Raw genomic sequence first — 15,341 nt, forward strand, 5'->3', positions numbered from 1 at the left:
GCGGTCACTTCACCAGCAGGCCGCGGCTGCGGAGCACCCACCGCTCCAGCGGGCTGAAGATCAGCAGGTCGATGGCGATGCCGACCACCAGGATCAGCAGGATCGCCAGGAACACGCCGGGCAGGTCGATGTTGTTGCGGCCGTTCTCCAGCAGCTGGCCCAGGCCCAGGCCCAGGTCCGGCGAGGAGGCGATGATCTCGGCGGCCATCAGGGAGCGCCAGGAGAAGGCCCAGCCCTGCTTGAGACCGGCCAGGTAGCCGGGCAGCGCGGCCGGCATGACCACGTGCCAGGTGCCCCGCAGCCCGGTGGCGCCCAGGGTGCGGCCGGCCCGCAGGAACAGCGGCGGGACCTGGTCCACGCCGGAGACCAGACCGTTGGCGATGGACGGGACGGCGCCGAGCAGGATCACCGTGTACATCATCGCGTCGTTCAGGCCGAACCAGAGGACGGCGGGCGGCACCCAGGCCACCGAGGGCAGCGACTGGAGTCCGGACAGGATCGGGCCGATCGCGGCGCGCACGAACTTGACCCGGGCGACCAGCAGGCCCAGCGGGGTGCCGATGGCCAGGGCCAGCAGGAAGCCGGCCAGACCGCGGGAGACGGAGGTCCAGATGACCTCCAGCAGGGTGCCCTGCGCCCACATGTCGGCGAGGCTGGAGCCGACCGCCGTCAGCGAGGGCAGTTTGGTCTCGTCGGTGACCTCCGCGGAGACCAGGATCTGCCAGACGGCGAGGACCAGGGTGACCGCGACGAACGGCGGCAGCACCTTCTTGAGGAGGACCTCCCGGACCGGGGTGCGGCGGATCTCCACGCTGTCCAGGGCGTCGAGCCCGGCCTCCAGGCCGGCCAGGTCGTCCTGGCCGCCGGCCTTCGCCGCCGGCTTGGGCGTGATGTCAGTGCTGGCCATGGCGGCGGATCTCCCCACGCAGGTGTTCGGTGATCTCAAGGGACAGTTCGGCGACGTCCGCGTCCTCGATGCGGCGCGGCTGCGGGATGTCCACGGTCCATTCCTTGGCGACCCGGCCGGGCCGGGAGGAGAGCAGGACCACCCGCTGGGCGAGGCGCACGGCCTCCCGCACGTTGTGGGTGACGAAGAGGACCGACAGGCCCGTCTCCGCCCAGATGCGGGTGAGTTCACCGTGCAGGACGTCGCGGGTGATGGCGTCGAGGGCCGCGAACGGCTCGTCCATCAGCAGCAGCCGGCTGTCCTGGGCGAGTGCCCGGGCGAGGGCCACGCGCTGGCGCATGCCGCCGGACAGTTCGTGGACCCGCTTGCCGTGGGCGCCGCCGAGTCGGACCAGTTCCAGCAGCCGTTCGGCCTCGGGCTTGCGCTGGGACTTGGGGACCCCGCGCAGCCGCAGGGCCAGTTCGATGTTCTTGCCCGCGGTCAGCCACGGGAAGAGGGCGTGCTCCTGGAACATCAGGGCCGGCCGGCCGCCCGGGGTCGCGATGGACCCCTGGGTCGGCCGGTCCAGTCCGGCGACCAGGTTGAGCAGGGTGGACTTTCCGCACCCCGAGGCACCCAGGATGGTGACGAACTCGCCGGGCGCGACATCGAGGCTGATGTCGTCCAGGACGAGCTGGTTTCCGGCCGGGCCGGAGAAGGACTTCGAGACGTGCTCGATCCGGGCGGCGTGCGTCTGCTCCGCTACGGTGCCCTCGGCAGCCTTGGCGAGCGTCGTGGCCATGGTCGTCACCTCCTGGGGTTACGGATTCGCTGACTTCGGGTTCTCGGCGGGGTTACTTGGCGCCGAGACCGGCGTCGGAGACCTCGGGCTTGCCGGCGGCCTTCAGCACCTTGTTGAGGAGCGTCAGGTCGTAGATGCCGGCCAGGTCGGGCTGCTTGATGAGCTTGGCCTTGACCGCCCACTCGGACTGCGTCTTCAGGGTCGCGGCCAGCGGGTCGTCGGTGATGGCGATGCTCGGCCACGCCGGGTCGATGACCTTGGCGTCCAGCGGCTTGCCGCTCAGGGCCTCCAGGGCCTTGTTGGCGGCGGCCTTGGCCTGGTCCGGGTTGGCGTTGATCCAGGCGTTGGTCTTGGTCGTGCCCGTCAGCACGGCCTCGACCACGTCCGGGTGGGCCTTGAGGAACTTCTGCGACACGATGATGTTCGTGATCACGAACTTCTTGTCGGGCCACAGGGTGGTCTCGTCGAGGAGGACCGAGCCGCCCTGGGAGACCAGCTTGGAGGCGGTCGGCTCGGGCACCCAGGCGCCGTCGATGGAGCCGGACTTGAAGGCGTCCGGGGTCACCTTGTTGTCCGTGCGGACGACGGAGACATCGCCCTTGCCGGACTCCGGGTCGACCTTCCAGCCCTTCTCGGCGATCCAGTTCAGGAGCGCCACGTCCTGGGTGTTCCCCTTCTGCGGGGTGGCGATCTTCTTGCCCTTGAGGTCGTCCAGGGTCTTGATCTTCGCCGGGTTCACGACCAGCTTCACGCCGCCGGAGGCGGAGCCGGAGATGATCCGGAGGTTCTGGCCCTTGGACTTGACGTAGGCGTTGATGGACGGCGAGGGGCCGATGAAGCCGATGTCCAGGGAGCCGCCGTTGAGGGCCTCGATCTCGGACGGGCCGGCGTTGAAGGTCTGGGGCTTGAGCTTGGTGCCGCCCAGCTCCTTGGCGATCAGGCCCTCCTGGACGCCGATCAGCGCGGTGGCGTGCGTCAGGTTCGGGAAGTAGCCGATCCGGACCTCGTCGGCGGAGAGCTTCTTGGCGTCGGCCGCGACGTTGGCCTTCGGGTCCGAGGGCTCGTCCTTCTTGGCGTCGGAGCCGTAGCCGCAGGAGGCGAGGGCACCGACCAGGAGCGGCAGCGCGGCGGCGGCGACGATGCTGCGGCGCAGCGTGTTACGGGTGGTGCGGGTGTTTCCGTTGGCAGACACGGGAGGCTTTCCTCTCGGCACGTGGTCTCATGACACACGTCTTCGTCGGTGGTGCGGGGGCAGGTACGGCTCGTGGGGGGTGAGGGCGCGCATGCGGTGCGCGTACGTCATCGCGCACATCGCGCCACCCCTCCCTGGCCGCTGCCGAGGGCGCCGCTGCCTACGCGGCCGCCCTCCTTCGCGAAGGTCGAGTAGATGTCGGCGAGCATGGTCTAGAAGTCCCACCCTTCCTCATCCGCCTGGACGGTGGTCCGGGCCGTGGAGGCGAAGGAGTCGCCCGCCATGCCCGCCGCCAGGGTGGTGCCGTCGGCCGGATCGATCAGCAGGAACGATCCGGTGCGCCGCGAGTCGGCGTACGCGTCGAGCGCCAGCGGCTCGGCGGTGCGCACCACGACGCGGCCGATGTCGTTGGCCACCAGCTGCCCGGGGGCCGGGTGCTGGGACAGGTCGTCCAGGGTGAGCCGCGAGGGGATCTCCTTGACGATGGCCTTCACCGTGCGGGTGGTGTGCTTGATCAGCACCCGGGCCCCCACGGAGAGGGGCTGGTCCGCCACGTGGCAGACGGTGGCCTCGACGTCCTGGGTGGTCGCCGGGGCGCTCGCGGTCGGTGCGATCAGGTCTCCGCGCGAGATGTCGATGTCGTCCTTGAGGCGCAGGGTCACCGACTGCGGGGCCCAGGCGATGTCCACGGACTCGCCCAGCGCGTCGATGCCCTCGATCACCGAGGTGCGGCCGGAGGGCAGCACGGTGACGGGCTCGCCGACCCGCAGCACGCCGGAGGCGATCTGGCCGGCGTAGCCGCGGTAGTCGGGGTGCTCGGCGGTCTGCGGGCGGATCACGTACTGCACCGGGAAGCGGGCCGGGCAGGCCGTCAGGTCGTGGCTGACCGGGACGGTCTCCAGGTGCTCCAGCACGGTCGGGCCGCCGTACCAGTCCATGTTCGCGGAGGGCTCGACCACGTTGTCCCCGGCCAGCGCGGAGATCGGGATCGCGGTGATCTCCGGGACGCCCAGGTCGGAGGCGTAGGCGGTGAACTCCTCGGCGATCTTCGCGAAGACGTCCTCGGCGTAGCCGACCAGGTCCATCTTGTTGACGGCCAGCACCACGTGCGGCACCCGCAGCAGGGCGGCCACGGCCGCGTGCCGGCGGGTCTGCTCGATGACCCCGTTGCGGGCGTCGACCAGGACCACGGCCAGGTCGGCGGTGGAGGCGCCGGTCACCATGTTCCGGGTGTACTGCACGTGCCCGGGGGTGTCGGCCAGGATGAACCGGCGGCGGGCGGTGGCGAAGTAGCGGTAGGCCACGTCGATGGTGATGCCCTGCTCGCGCTCGGCCCGCAGGCCGTCGGTGAGCAGCGCCAGGTCGGGGGCGTCCTGGCCGCGGGCCTGGGAGACCGCCTCGACGGCCTCCAGCTGGTCGGTCAGGACCGACTTGGAGTCGTGCAGCAGCCGGCCCACCAGGGTGGACTTGCCGTCGTCGACGGATCCGGCGGTCGCGAAGCGCAGCAGGGTGGTGGCGGCCAGGTCGGCCAGCTGGGCGGCCTGATCGGTGGTGGAGGTCATGGCTAGAAGTACCCTTCGCGCTTGCGGTCTTCCATCGCGGCCTCGGACATCTTGTCGTCGGCGCGGGTCGCGCCCCGCTCGGTGAGCCGGGAGGCGGCGATCTCGGTGATCACGGTGTCCAGCGTGGTGGCGTCGGAGTCGACGGCACCGGTGCAGGACATGTCACCGACGGTCCGGTAGCGGATGAGCCGGGTCTCGGGGACCTCGCCCTCCTTGGGGCCGCCCCACTCGCCGGCGGTCAGCCACATGCCGTTGCGCAGGAACACCTCGCGCTCGTGGGCGAAGTAGATCTCCGGGAGCTCGATGCCCTCGCGGGCGATGTACTGCCAGACGTCCAGCTCGGTCCAGTTGGACAGCGGGAACACCCGGACGTGCTCGCCGGGGGCGTGCCGGCCGTTGTAGAGCTGCCACAGCTCGGGGCGCTGGCGGCGCGGGTCCCACTGGGAGAACTCGTCGCGCAGGGAGAAGACGCGCTCCTTGGCGCGGGCCTTCTCCTCGTCCCGGCGGCCGCCGCCGAACACGGCGTCGAACTTCAGGTTCTGGATGGCCTCGGTGAGCGGCAGGGTCTGGAGCGGGTTGCGGGTGCCGTCGGGGCGCTCGCGCAGCTTGCCGGCGTCGATGTAGTCCTGGACGGAGGCCACGTGCAGCCGCAGGCCGTGCCGGGCGACCGTGCGGTCGCGGTATTCGAGGACCTCGGGGAAGTTGTGCCCGGTGTCCACGTGCAGCAGGGTGAACGGCACCGGGGCCGGCGCGAACGCCTTCAGCGCCAGGTGCAGCATGACGATGGAGTCCTTGCCGCCGGAGAACAGGATCACCGGCTTCTCGAACTCGCCCGCCACCTCGCGGAAGATGTGCACGGCCTCGGATTCGAGGGCGTCCAGGTGGGACAGGGCGTACGGAGCGTCGGAACCGGTGTCCGCGTGCAGGTGTGCGGCGGTGGTCATGCCAGACCCCTCTCGGTGAGCAGCGCGTGCAGGGCCGAGGCGGACTCCTGGACGGACTGGGTGTGCGACTCGATACGGAGGTCCGGGGACTCCGGGGCCTCGTACGGGTCGTCGACCCCGGTGAGCCCGGAGATCTCGCCCGCGGCCTGCTTGGCGTACAGGCCCTTCACATCGCGTTCGGAGCACACCTCGACCGGGGTGGCCACGTGCACTTCGAGGTAGCGGGTGCCGGTGGCGGCGTGCCGCTTGGCGACGGCCTCGCGGCTGTCGGCGAACGGGGCGATGACGGGCACCAGCGCCTTGACGCCGTTGCTGGCGAGCAGTTCGGCGACGAAGCCGATCCGCTGGACGTTGGTGTGCCGGTCCTCGCGGGTGAAGCCCAGTCCGGCGGAGAGGAACTCGCGGATCTCGTCCCCGTCGAGGACCTCCACCCGGTGGCCCTCCGCGCGCAGCCGCTCGGCCAGCGCGTAGGCGATGGTGGTCTTGCCGGCGCTGGGCAGCCCGGTCAGCCACACCGTGGCGCCCTGGTCGCTCACGCTCATCTGCTTCTTCTCCGTAGTCGTCGGCCGTGCGGTCATCAGCCGTGCAGTCCGCACTCGGTCTTGCCCAGTCCGGCCCAGCGGCCGGCCCGCGCGTCCTCGCCCGCGGCGACCCGGCGGGTGCAGGGGGCGCAGCCGACGGAGGCGTAGCCGTCCGTCAGCAGCGGGTTGGTGAGGACGCCGTGTTCGGCGACGTAGGCGTCCACGTCGTCCTGGGTCCAGCGGGCGATCGGGGAGACCTTGACCTTGCGGCGCTTCTGGTCCCAGCCGACCACCGGGGTGTTGGCCCGGGTCGGGGACTCGTCGCGGCGCAGGCCGGTGGCCCAGGCCCGGTAGCCGGTCAGACCCTCTTCGAGGGGCTTGACCTTGCGGAGCGCGCAGCACAGGTCCGGGTCCCGGTCGTGGAGCTTGGGGCCGTACTCGGCGTCCTGTTCGGCGACGCTCTGGCGGGGGGTGAGGGTGATGACGTGGACGTCCATCACCGCCTCCACCGCGTCCCGGGTGCCGATGGTCTCCTCGAAGTGGTAGCCGGTGTCGAGGAAGACCACGTCCACGCCGGGGCGGACCCGGGAGGCGAGGTGGGCGACGACCGCGTCCTCCATGGAGGAGGTCACGGCGAAGCCGCTGCCGAAGGTGTCGGCGGCCCAGCGCAGGATCTCCAGGGCGGAGGCGTCCTCCAGGTCCCGGCCCGCCTGCTCGGCCAGTTCCCGGAGGTCTTCGTCGCCGGTGACCGCAGTGGTCCGAGCGGTCGTCATATCGCTTCCCCTTCCGTGCCGTTGCCCGTCAGGCCGCGGGCGAGCAGCCCGAGGTACTTGAGCTGGAAGGCCCGGTTGCAGGCCCGGCATTCCCAGGCGCCGTGGCCCTGCTCGTTGGGGAACAGGTCCTCGTCGCCGCAGTAGGGGCAGTAGAAGGGGGCGGCGCGCTCGCTCATGAGAGGTCCTCGTCGCCGGCCCGGCCGACCCAGGCGGCGAACCGCTCGCCGTCCTCGCGCTGCTCCTCGAACCGCTTGACCACGCGTTCCACGTAGTCGGGCAGTCCGGCGGAGGTGACCTTGAGGCCGCGGACCTTGCGGCCGAAGCCGGCCTCCAGGCCGAGGGCGCCGCCCAGGTGGACCTGGTAGCCCTCCACCTGGTTGCCGTCCTCGTCCAGGACCAGCTGGCCCTTGAGACCGATGTCCGCCACCTGGATACGGGCGCAGGCGTTCGGGCAGCCGTTGATGTTGATGGTGAGCGGCTGCTCGAAGCCGGGCAGCCGGCGCTCCAGCTCGTCGATCAGCGAGGCGCCGCGCGCCTTGGTCTCGACGATGGCCAGCTTGCAGAACTCGATGCCGGTGCAGGCCATGGTGCCGCGGCGGAACGGGGACGGGTTGACCCGCAGGTCCAGCGCCTCCAGGGCGGCGACCACCGAGTCCACCTTGTCCTCGGTGATGTCGAGGACGACCATCTTCTGCTCGGCGGTGGTGCGCAGTCGGCCGGAGCCGTGTCGCTCGGCGACGTCCGCGATCTTGGTGAGGGTGGCGCCGTCGACCCGGCCGACCCGCGGGGCGAAGCCGACGTAGAAGCGGCCGTCCTGCTGGCGGTGCACGCCGACGTGGTCGCGCCACTGGCCGGAGGGCTGCTCGGGGGCGGGGCCGTCGGTCAGCTTCCGCTTGAGGTACTCGTCCTCCAGGACCTGGCGGAACTTCTCCGGGCCCCAGTCGGCGACGAGGAACTTCAGGCGGGCGCGGGTGCGCAGCCGGCGGTAGCCGTAGTCGCGGAAGATCGAGATGACGCCCTCGTAGACGTCCGGGACCTCGTCCAGGGAGACCCAGGTGCCCAGCCGGACGCCGAGCTTGGGGTTGGTGGAGAGGCCGCCGCCGACCCAGACGTCGAAGCCGGGGCCGTGCTCGGGGTGGTTCACCCCGACGAAGGCGATGTCGTTGATCTCGTGCGCCACGTCGAGCAGCGGCGAGCCGGAGATCGCGGACTTGAACTTGCGGGGCAGGTTGGAGAAGTCCTTGTTGCCCACGATGCGGCGGTAGATCTCGTCGATGGCGGGGGTGCCGTCGATGATCTCGTCCTCGGCGATGCCGGCGACCGGGGAGCCGAGGATGACGCGGGGGGTGTCACCGCAGGCCTCGGTGGTGGAGAGGCCGACGGCCTCCAGCCGGCGCCAGATCTCGGGGACGTCCTCGATCCGGATCCAGTGGTACTGCACGTTCTGCCGGTCGGTGAGGTCGGCGGTGCCCCGCGCGAACTCCTCGGAGATCTCGCCGATCACCCGGAGCTGCTCGGTGGTCAGCCGGCCGCCGTCGATCCGGACGCGCAGCATGAAGTACTTGTCGTCCAGCTCCTCCGGCTCCAGGATCGCGGTCTTGCCGCCGTCGATCCCGGGCTTGCGCTGGGTGTAGAGACCCCACCAGCGCATCCGGCCGCGCAGGTCGTTGGGGTCGATCGAGTCGAATCCCGACTTGGAGTAGATCGTCTCAATGCGTGTCCGCACATTGAGACCGTCGTCGTCCTTCTTGAACTGCTCGTTGCCGTTGAGGGGGGTGTGGTGTCCGACGGCCCACTGGCCCTCACCGCGGTGACGGCCGGTCTTGCGGCGCGCGGCAGCGGGAGCGGCTGCGGGCTTTTCGGGGGTGGCGGCCATGGCGGTACGTCCTTCTTCGGCGGCTCAGGGCAAGGGCGGGAGGCCTGCGAAACGGGGGGCAGGTGCGGCTGAGCCGGCCCGTTGCCGGTGGGCACGGGCCGATTCGGCCTTCAAGGGTTTCGACGCGTCTGATACCGCTGCGCTGCGGGGACGACGGGCGCTGTTCGGAGGTGCTGGTTCCGTCAGCCCGCCGGACAGATGGCGCTGGACATGCGGCAGAGATCGACGTGCCGTCGACTCACCAAGGCGATTCCAGCTCCATTCATGGGGGGAAGCGTGGCATGCGTGTCTTGGAGGAGTCCACTACTGTCCATAATCCGGACAGATCCGTCCCGGATGGTGGGACAGTGTGTTCCGGGTCACCCGCGGCGGGTCCGCCGGACCCGTTCCGCCGCCCTTCCTCCGCCGGTCAGGCGCCCGGCCAGGGGCCCGGGGTCGGGGCGGCCGTCCTCGGTTCCGTTTCCGTCCGGAAGAGCCGGAAGCCGCGCTTGAGGTAGTTGTCCATCGCGGTCGGCCCGTCCAGGCTGCAGGTGTGCACCCAGACCCGGCGGGTCGGCTCCCGGTCCGCCGGCCAGCGCTCGGCCAGGTCCCAGGCCCTGGACACCCCCACCGACAGCAGGTGCCCGCCGATCCGGCGCCCCCGGAACTCCGGCAGCAGCCCGAAGTACATGATCTCCACCACCCCGTCCGGCTGCGGATCCAGCTCCACGTAACCGGCCGGGGTGCCCCGCTCGTACGCCACCCAGGTCTCCACGCCCGGCCGGTCCAGCTGGGCCACCCACTCGGCGCGGGTCAGCGCCAGCCGGTCCGTCCAGTGGATGTCCCCGCCCACCGAGGCGTACAGGAAGCGGCTGAACTCGGGGGAGGGCACCTCGGAACGGACGATCCGCAGATCGTCGCCGGGCGGTGCCGCGGACGGGACCAGATCGGCCGGAGAGGTCATCTCCAGGGACCAGGTGGTCAGGGTGAAAGTGCCGGAATCGCTCATGCCGTTCAGGGAACCACGCCCGGCCCGGGACCGGCGATCCGGGCCCTGACCACGGCCGGAGCCGTGGAATGCGGGAGCAGCCGGGCCGGATCGGCCGGGCGCACCAGCTCCACCTCCACCTCCTCCGCGAACCGGTACGGCCGGTGCGCCAGCACCCCCGCCAGGTTCCGCCGCACCCGCGACAGCTCCGCCCGCACGGTGACCGTCCGGGTGGCGTCCCCGAACATCTCCCGGGCCAGCTCCGCCGCCGTCCGCCCGCGCGGGCTCTCCGCCAGCAGGAACAACAGCTCCGCATGGCGCGGACTGAGCTCCTGAGACCAGCTGCCGGCCGCCCCGTACACGGTGGCCTTCGCGGCCCCCGGCCGGCTCAGGTCCAGCACCACCCGGCCGGCCGCCGACCCGGCCGCCGGAGCCTGGTCCACCCGCAGCAGCCAGCCGCCCGGCAGCGGCTCCACCAGGCACTCGCCCAGCCGCGGCAGCCACATCCGGCCCGCGGCCAGCGGCTTGGCCAGCGCGATCCGGTCCACCGGCGCCAGCCCGGTCACCGCCGCCGTCCAGCCGTTGCCGTCCACCGCCAGGGCCTGCCCCGGCAGCCTGGCCAGCAGCGGGGCGGCCACCCGGCGCAGCCGCTCCAGCGACTCCAGGTGCCGCACCCGCAGCTCCCGCTCCGCGAGCCGGGCCACCGAGCTCACCCAGGTCAGCGTCGCCGGGTGCATGGTGGCCAGCGGCCCGCTCACGTCCAGTACGCCCAGCAGCCGGCCGTCCCGCGGGTCGTGCACCGGGGCCCCCGCGCAGGTCCAGTCGTGGTGCGAGGAGACGAAGTGCTCCGCCGAGAACACCTGCACCGGGCGGCGGGTCACCAGCGCGGTGCCCACCCCGTTGGTGCCCACCACCGCCTCGTCCCAGTCCGCGCCCACCCCGAAGCCCAGCCGGTCGGCCTTCCGCAGGATCGAGGGGGCGCCCTCGCGCCACAGCAGCCGGCCGTCCGCGTCCGCGACCACCATGATGTGCAGGGACTCGTCCAGGGCCGGCAGCAGTCCCTCCCGCAGCACCGGCAGCAGCTGCCGCAGCGGGGACAGCTGCCGCCGCTCCTCCATCTCGGCGGCGCTCAGCATCCGGGACCGGCTGTCCCGGTCCGGGTGCACCCCGCCCGCCAGCATCCGCCGCCAGGACTCCGCGATCTCCGGGCGCGGTACGGCCGGCGGCCGGTCCCCGGCCAGCGCCGCCTCGCGGACCCCCTTGAGGAGCCGCGCCGCCTCGCGCGCGTCCATGGCCGCGAGCCGGGCCAAATCCACCGCGGTGTGGGCCACCGGTGCCTCCCCGTGACTGACAAGGACCTACAGGGTGCAACGGTATGCAACTCTGGCCAAGCCCCGGTCACCCGACCGAAACTGTGCGCGACGCCGCCCTGCGGCGTCCAGCTCCTCCTCGGGGCTTACTACGGGAGCAGGGGTGGTGCCGAGTCGGCGCGGTGCCACCTCCGTTCCCGGCAACGGGCCCGGATCCGGACTCGGAGCGGTTTGGGGACCGCGGGGTGTTCAGGACACCCCCGGGCCGTCTGACGGCCCCGGCCTAACCCGTGATCCGCGCCCGTTCCACCACCGCCCGCAGGTCCAGGGTGTGCGGCAGCGTGCCGAAGGCGGAACCGCGGTCGCCGCCCAGCCTGGAGGCGCAGAAGGCGTCCGCCACCGCCGGCGGCGCCCAGCGCACCAGCAGCGACCCCTGGAGGACCAGGGCCATCCGCTCCACCACCCGGCGGGCCCGCGCCTCGATCCCGTCCAGGTCGGCCAGTTCGGTCAGCAGGTCCTTGACGGCCGCGTCCAGCCGGTGGTCCGCGCCCCGGGCCAGCCCCACCTCCCGGAGGAAGGCGTCCAGGGCGAGCGGCTCCCGCTGGAGGGCCCGCAGCACGTCCAGGGCCTGGACGTTGCCCGAGCCCTCCCAGATGGAGTTCAGCGGGGACTCGCGCAGCAGCCGAGGCAGTCCCGACTCCTCGACGTAGCCGTTGCCGCCCAGGCACTCCAGGGCCTCCGCGACAGCGGGCGTACAGCGTTTGGTCACCCAGTACTTCGCGGCGGGCACCGCCAGGCGCAGGAAGGCCCGCTCCCGCTCGGTGCCCGCGTCGTAGGCCGCGGCCAGCCGCAGCATCAGCGCGGTGGCCGCCTCCGACTCCAGCGCCAGGTCGGCCAGCACGTTCCGCATCAGCGGCTGGTCGTAGAGCTTCGCCCCGAAGGCGGAGCGGTGCTCCGCGTGGTGCACGGCCTGCGACAGGGCCTGGCGCACCAGCGCCGCCGAACCGATCACGCAGTCCAGCCGGGTCGCCGCGACCATCTCGATGATGGTCCGCACCCCCCGGCCCTCCTCCCCGACCAGCCGCCCCCAGGTCCCGTCGAACTCCACCTCCGCCGAGGCGTTCGACCGGTTCCCCAGCTTGTCCTTCAGCCGCTGCACGGCGAAGACGTTCCGCCCGCCGTCCTCCAGCACCCGCGGCACCAGGAAGCAGCTCAGTCCGGCAGGGGCCTGCGCCAGCACCAGGAACCCGTCCGACATCGGCGCCGAGCAGAACCACTTGTGCCCGGTCAGCAGGTACTCCCCGGAGGCGTTCAGCGGCACGGCCGAGGTGGTGTTCGCCCGGACGTCGCTGCCGCCCTGCTTCTCCGTCATCCCCATGCCGAAGAGCACCCCGCCCTTCTCCGCGGCCGGGCGCAGCCCCTCCTCGTACACGTGGGAGGTCAGCCGGGGCTCCCAGACGGCGGCCAGCTCCGGGTCCGCCCGCAGCGCGGGCACCGCCGCGTGCGTCATGGACACCGGACAGCCGTGCCCGGCCTCGGCCTGCGACCAGACGAAGAACCCGGCGGCCCGCCGCAGATGCCCGCCCGGCCGTCCCCAGGCGTCCGTCAGCCCCGAGGACACGGCCTTCCCCAGCAGCCGGTGCCAGGCCGGATGGAACTCCACCTCGTCGATCCGGTTCCCGAACCGGTCGTGGGTGCGCAGCCGAGGCGGATTCTCGTTCGCCAGCACCCCCCACTCCTGGGCCTGCGCGGAGCCCGCGGCGCGCCCGAGCAGAGTGAGCTCTTCCCTTGCGGTGTCCAGGAGTTCGGGGGCCAGGTGCCGTTCCACTCCCTCCGTGAGCGCCCGGTCACCGCCGTAGACGTCGTACCCCACAAGGGGTGGGGTCTGGTTGCTGACTGTGTGGGTGGTGGCTGCCATGCCGATACGGTAAAGACGTGCAGCCAGCAAAAGAAACACCCGAGCGGCCCCCGGGGCGGCTACACCGGGCGCGTGCCCTCTACCGCAACGTCTCCAAACGCAAGATGGCCTGGCTGCTGCTGAAGGACACCGTCAATTCGTGCATCGAGTACCGGATCCTCGGTCTCGCCGCCGAGGCGGCGTTCTTCACGCTGCTGTCACTGCCGCCGCTGTTCCTCGGTCTGCTCGGCCTGCTCGGGTACGTGGACAACTGGAGCGACACCACCACCGTCGCCAGCATCGAGGAGAACATCCTGCGCGCGGTGGGCACGGTGCTGTCCGACCGGGGGGTCAACGACATCGCCAAACCCCTCCTGGACGACGTCACCCGCACCGGCCGGCCCGACCTGGTCTCGCTGGGCTTCGCCTTCGCCCTGTGGTCCGGCTCCCGGGCGGTGAACGTCTTCATCGACACCATCACCGTGATGTACGGGCTGGACGGGCAGCGCGGGATCGTCAAGACCCGGCTGCTGGCCTTCCTGCTGTACGTGGTGGCCCTGCTGATCGGCGCGGTGGTGCTGCCGCTGATGGTGGTGGGGCCCGACGCGGTGGTCCGGCTGGTGCCCTGGGGGACCAGCCTGATCGCGGTCCTGTACTGGCCGACCGTCACCCTGCTGTCGATCGCCTTCCTCACCACGCTCTACCACGTATCCGTACCGGTCCGCTCCCCGTGGATCGAGGACGTGCCGGGCGCGCTGGTGGCCCTGGCGATGTGGGTGTTCGGCTCCTTCCTGCTGCGGATCTACCTCACCAACACCGTGGAGGGGCCGACCATCTACGGCTCGCTGGCCGCGCCCGTGGCGGTCCTGCTGTGGATCGGCATCTCGGCGTTCGCGGTGCTGGTGGGCGCGGCCGTGAACGCGGCCATCGACCGGGTGTGGCCCTCGGTGGCCACCGCGGCCGCCCGTGAGGTCAACGAGCGGATCCGGGAGGCCGAGGCGGCCCAGCTGGTGGCCCGGGCGGCGGCCTGGCGGGCGCTGGCCGAGGGGGAGTCGGAGGACGACGAGGACTTCGGGATGCCCTCGGAGTTCCCCGAGCGCTGGTCCAAGTTCCTGCCCCCCGAGGACTACACGGCCCGCCTCCGCAAGGAGCGCCACCCGCACTGAGACCGCCCGCACCGGGGCCGCCCGCGGGGCGGCCGGGGCCCGGCGCCCGCGCACCCGTAAATCGGGTGGCGCCGGCCCGGGCCCCCGGTCTACCGTGGGGCGGTCGCCGTGACGCGCACGGCGACCCCACGGGAAAACGGAGGTGAGTGCATTGATGACTGCCGTCGAGCAGGGCGTTGCCCGCATTCAGAAGGCCATCACTCTCATCCCCGTGGTCACCGGCTGACACTCACACTTCCTCCCGCGCGCGCCGAGGGCGCACGCGGTGCCGGGGCCACCCTTGTGAAGGGTTCCCCTTGTCTCTCCCCTCCCTCTCCTCGCACGCCCTGACCCCCTACGGCTGGGACGCCCACTGGGCCGAGGAGTTCCTTCCGCACGCCGCGAAGGGCCTGGTCCCCGGACGGGTGGTCCGCGTCGACCGCGGCCAGTGCGACGTGATCACCGCGGACGGCACCGTCCGCGCCGACACCGCCTTCGTCACCCCGCACGACCCGCTCCGGGTCATCTGCACCGGTGACTGGGCCGCGGTGGACCCGGCCGGAGCCGGCGACCCCCGCTACGTCCGGACGTACCTGCCGCGCCGGACCTCCTTCGTCCGCTCCACCTCCTCCAAGCGGTCCGACGGGCAGATCCTGGCCGCCAACGTGGACCACGCCATCGTCGCGGTCTCCCTGGCGGTCGAGCTCGACCTCGGCCGGATCGAGCGCTTCCTGGCCCTGGCCTGGGAGTCCGGGGCGCAGCCCCTGGTGGTGCTGACCAAGGCCGACCTGGTCCCGGACCCGGTCACCCTCGCCCATCTCGTCCAGGACGTGGAGACCACGGCCCCCGGGGTCCAGGTGCTCGCCGTGTCCTCGCGGACCGGCGAGGGCATGGACGTGCTGGGCGCCGTGGTGTCCGGGGGCACCAGCGTGCTGCTGGGCATCTCCGGCGCGGGCAAGTCCACGCTGGCGAACGCGCTGCTCGGCGCGGAGGTGATGGAGGTCCAGGAGACCCGCGAGGTCGACGGCAAGGGCCGCCACACCACCACCACCCGCAACCTGCTGGTCCTGCCGGCGGGCGGGGTGCTCATCGACACCCCCGGTCTGCGCGGGGTGGGCCTCTACGACGCGGAGTCCGGCGTCGGCCAGGTCTTCTCTGAGATCGAGGAGTACGCGCGGGAGTGCCGGTTCCTGGACTGCGCGCACGAGTCGGAGCCCGGCTGCGCGGTCCGGGAGGCGCTGGACCGCGGCGAGCTGCCGGAGCGGCGGCTGGACAGCTACCGCAAGCTGCTCCGCGAGAACCAGCGGATCGTGGCCAAGACCGACGCCCGGCTCCGGGCGGAGATCCGCCGGGACTGGCGGCTGAAGGGGGCCGAGGGCCGCGCCAACTACGCGGCCAAGCGCGGCGACCGCATCTGACGGCCGGGGCCCGGGGCGCCCCGGGCATCCGGCCCCGCCCGGGCCACC

Annotated in this window: 15 protein-coding genes; 2 read left to right on the top strand and 13 right to left on the bottom strand. The window is 72.0% G+C overall.

Features of this window, described 5'->3' with window-relative positions; genetic code table 11:
• Positions 1-4 precede the first annotated feature (4 nt).
• The 13 genes from ACZ50K_RS30705 to ACZ50K_RS30765 form a co-directional block, all read right to left on the bottom strand.
• On the bottom strand, positions 5-907 hold the full coding sequence (locus ACZ50K_RS30705) for an ABC transporter permease (protein WP_468908982.1): 903 nt from the start codon (positions 905-907) through the stop codon (positions 5-7).
• On the bottom strand, positions 894-1,688 hold the full coding sequence (locus ACZ50K_RS30710) for an ABC transporter ATP-binding protein (RefSeq protein ID WP_468908985.1): 795 nt from the start codon (positions 1,686-1,688) through the stop codon (positions 894-896). Before ACZ50K_RS30710 ends, ACZ50K_RS30705 begins: the two co-directional genes overlap by 14 nt.
• A 52-nt stretch (positions 1,689-1,740) precedes the next feature.
• Positions 1,741-2,901: an aliphatic sulfonate ABC transporter substrate-binding protein gene (locus ACZ50K_RS30715; protein ID WP_468908988.1), complete on the bottom strand. Its 1,161-nt coding sequence runs from the start codon at positions 2,899-2,901 to the stop codon at positions 1,741-1,743.
• 191 nt (positions 2,902-3,092) lie between these two features.
• Positions 3,093-4,442 carry a sulfate adenylyltransferase subunit 1 gene (locus tag ACZ50K_RS30720; protein WP_468908991.1) on the bottom strand — a complete coding sequence of 450 codons (1,350 nt, stop codon included), beginning with the start codon at positions 4,440-4,442 and terminating at the stop codon, positions 3,093-3,095.
• Between the two features lie 2 nt (positions 4,443-4,444).
• Entirely contained in the window at positions 4,445-5,386 is a 942-nt protein-coding gene (cysD, locus tag ACZ50K_RS30725) for a sulfate adenylyltransferase subunit CysD (protein WP_468908994.1), read from the bottom strand.
• Positions 5,383-5,964, bottom strand: a complete 582-nt coding sequence (gene cysC, locus ACZ50K_RS30730) for an adenylyl-sulfate kinase (RefSeq protein WP_468908997.1) — start codon at positions 5,962-5,964, stop codon at positions 5,383-5,385. Before cysC ends, cysD begins: the two co-directional genes overlap by 4 nt.
• On the bottom strand, positions 5,964-6,680 hold the full coding sequence (locus tag ACZ50K_RS30735; RefSeq protein WP_468908999.1) for a phosphoadenylyl-sulfate reductase: 717 nt from the start codon (positions 6,678-6,680) through the stop codon (positions 5,964-5,966). Before ACZ50K_RS30735 ends, cysC begins: the two co-directional genes overlap by 1 nt.
• Complete coding sequence (locus ACZ50K_RS30740; RefSeq protein WP_468909002.1) at positions 6,677-6,856, bottom strand: hypothetical protein; 180 nt, start codon at positions 6,854-6,856, stop codon at positions 6,677-6,679. The genes ACZ50K_RS30735 and ACZ50K_RS30740 overlap by 4 nt, the downstream gene beginning before the upstream one ends.
• Entirely contained in the window at positions 6,853-8,556 is a 1,704-nt protein-coding gene (locus ACZ50K_RS30745) for a nitrite/sulfite reductase (protein WP_468909004.1), read from the bottom strand. Before ACZ50K_RS30745 ends, ACZ50K_RS30740 begins: the two co-directional genes overlap by 4 nt.
• A 182-nt stretch (positions 8,557-8,738) precedes the next feature.
• Positions 8,739-8,870, bottom strand: a complete 132-nt coding sequence (locus tag ACZ50K_RS30750; RefSeq protein ID WP_468909007.1) for a putative leader peptide — start codon at positions 8,868-8,870, stop codon at positions 8,739-8,741.
• Between the two features lie 95 nt (positions 8,871-8,965).
• Positions 8,966-9,544, bottom strand: a complete 579-nt coding sequence (locus ACZ50K_RS30755) for a GNAT family N-acetyltransferase (RefSeq protein WP_468909009.1) — start codon at positions 9,542-9,544, stop codon at positions 8,966-8,968.
• Positions 9,545-9,549: 5 nt separating this feature from the next.
• Positions 9,550-10,854: a GAF domain-containing protein gene (locus ACZ50K_RS30760; protein ID WP_468909012.1), complete on the bottom strand. Its 1,305-nt coding sequence runs from the start codon at positions 10,852-10,854 to the stop codon at positions 9,550-9,552.
• Positions 10,855-11,116: 262 nt separating this feature from the next.
• Positions 11,117-12,751, bottom strand: a complete 1,635-nt coding sequence (locus ACZ50K_RS30765; RefSeq protein WP_468909015.1) for an acyl-CoA dehydrogenase family protein — start codon at positions 12,749-12,751, stop codon at positions 11,117-11,119.
• Between the two features lie 17 nt (positions 12,752-12,768).
• On the opposite strand from ACZ50K_RS30765, the gene ACZ50K_RS30770 reads away from it, so the two are divergent.
• Positions 12,769-13,896 carry a YihY/virulence factor BrkB family protein gene (locus ACZ50K_RS30770; protein ID WP_468909017.1) on the top strand — a complete coding sequence of 376 codons (1,128 nt, stop codon included), beginning with the start codon at positions 12,769-12,771 and terminating at the stop codon, positions 13,894-13,896.
• Positions 13,897-14,192: 296 nt separating this feature from the next.
• Entirely contained in the window at positions 14,193-15,293 is a 1,101-nt protein-coding gene (gene rsgA, locus ACZ50K_RS30775) for a ribosome small subunit-dependent GTPase A (RefSeq protein WP_468909020.1), read from the top strand.
• Positions 15,294-15,341 lie beyond the last annotated feature (48 nt).

This window comes from Streptomyces sp. NPDC033845 (assembly GCF_055576225.1).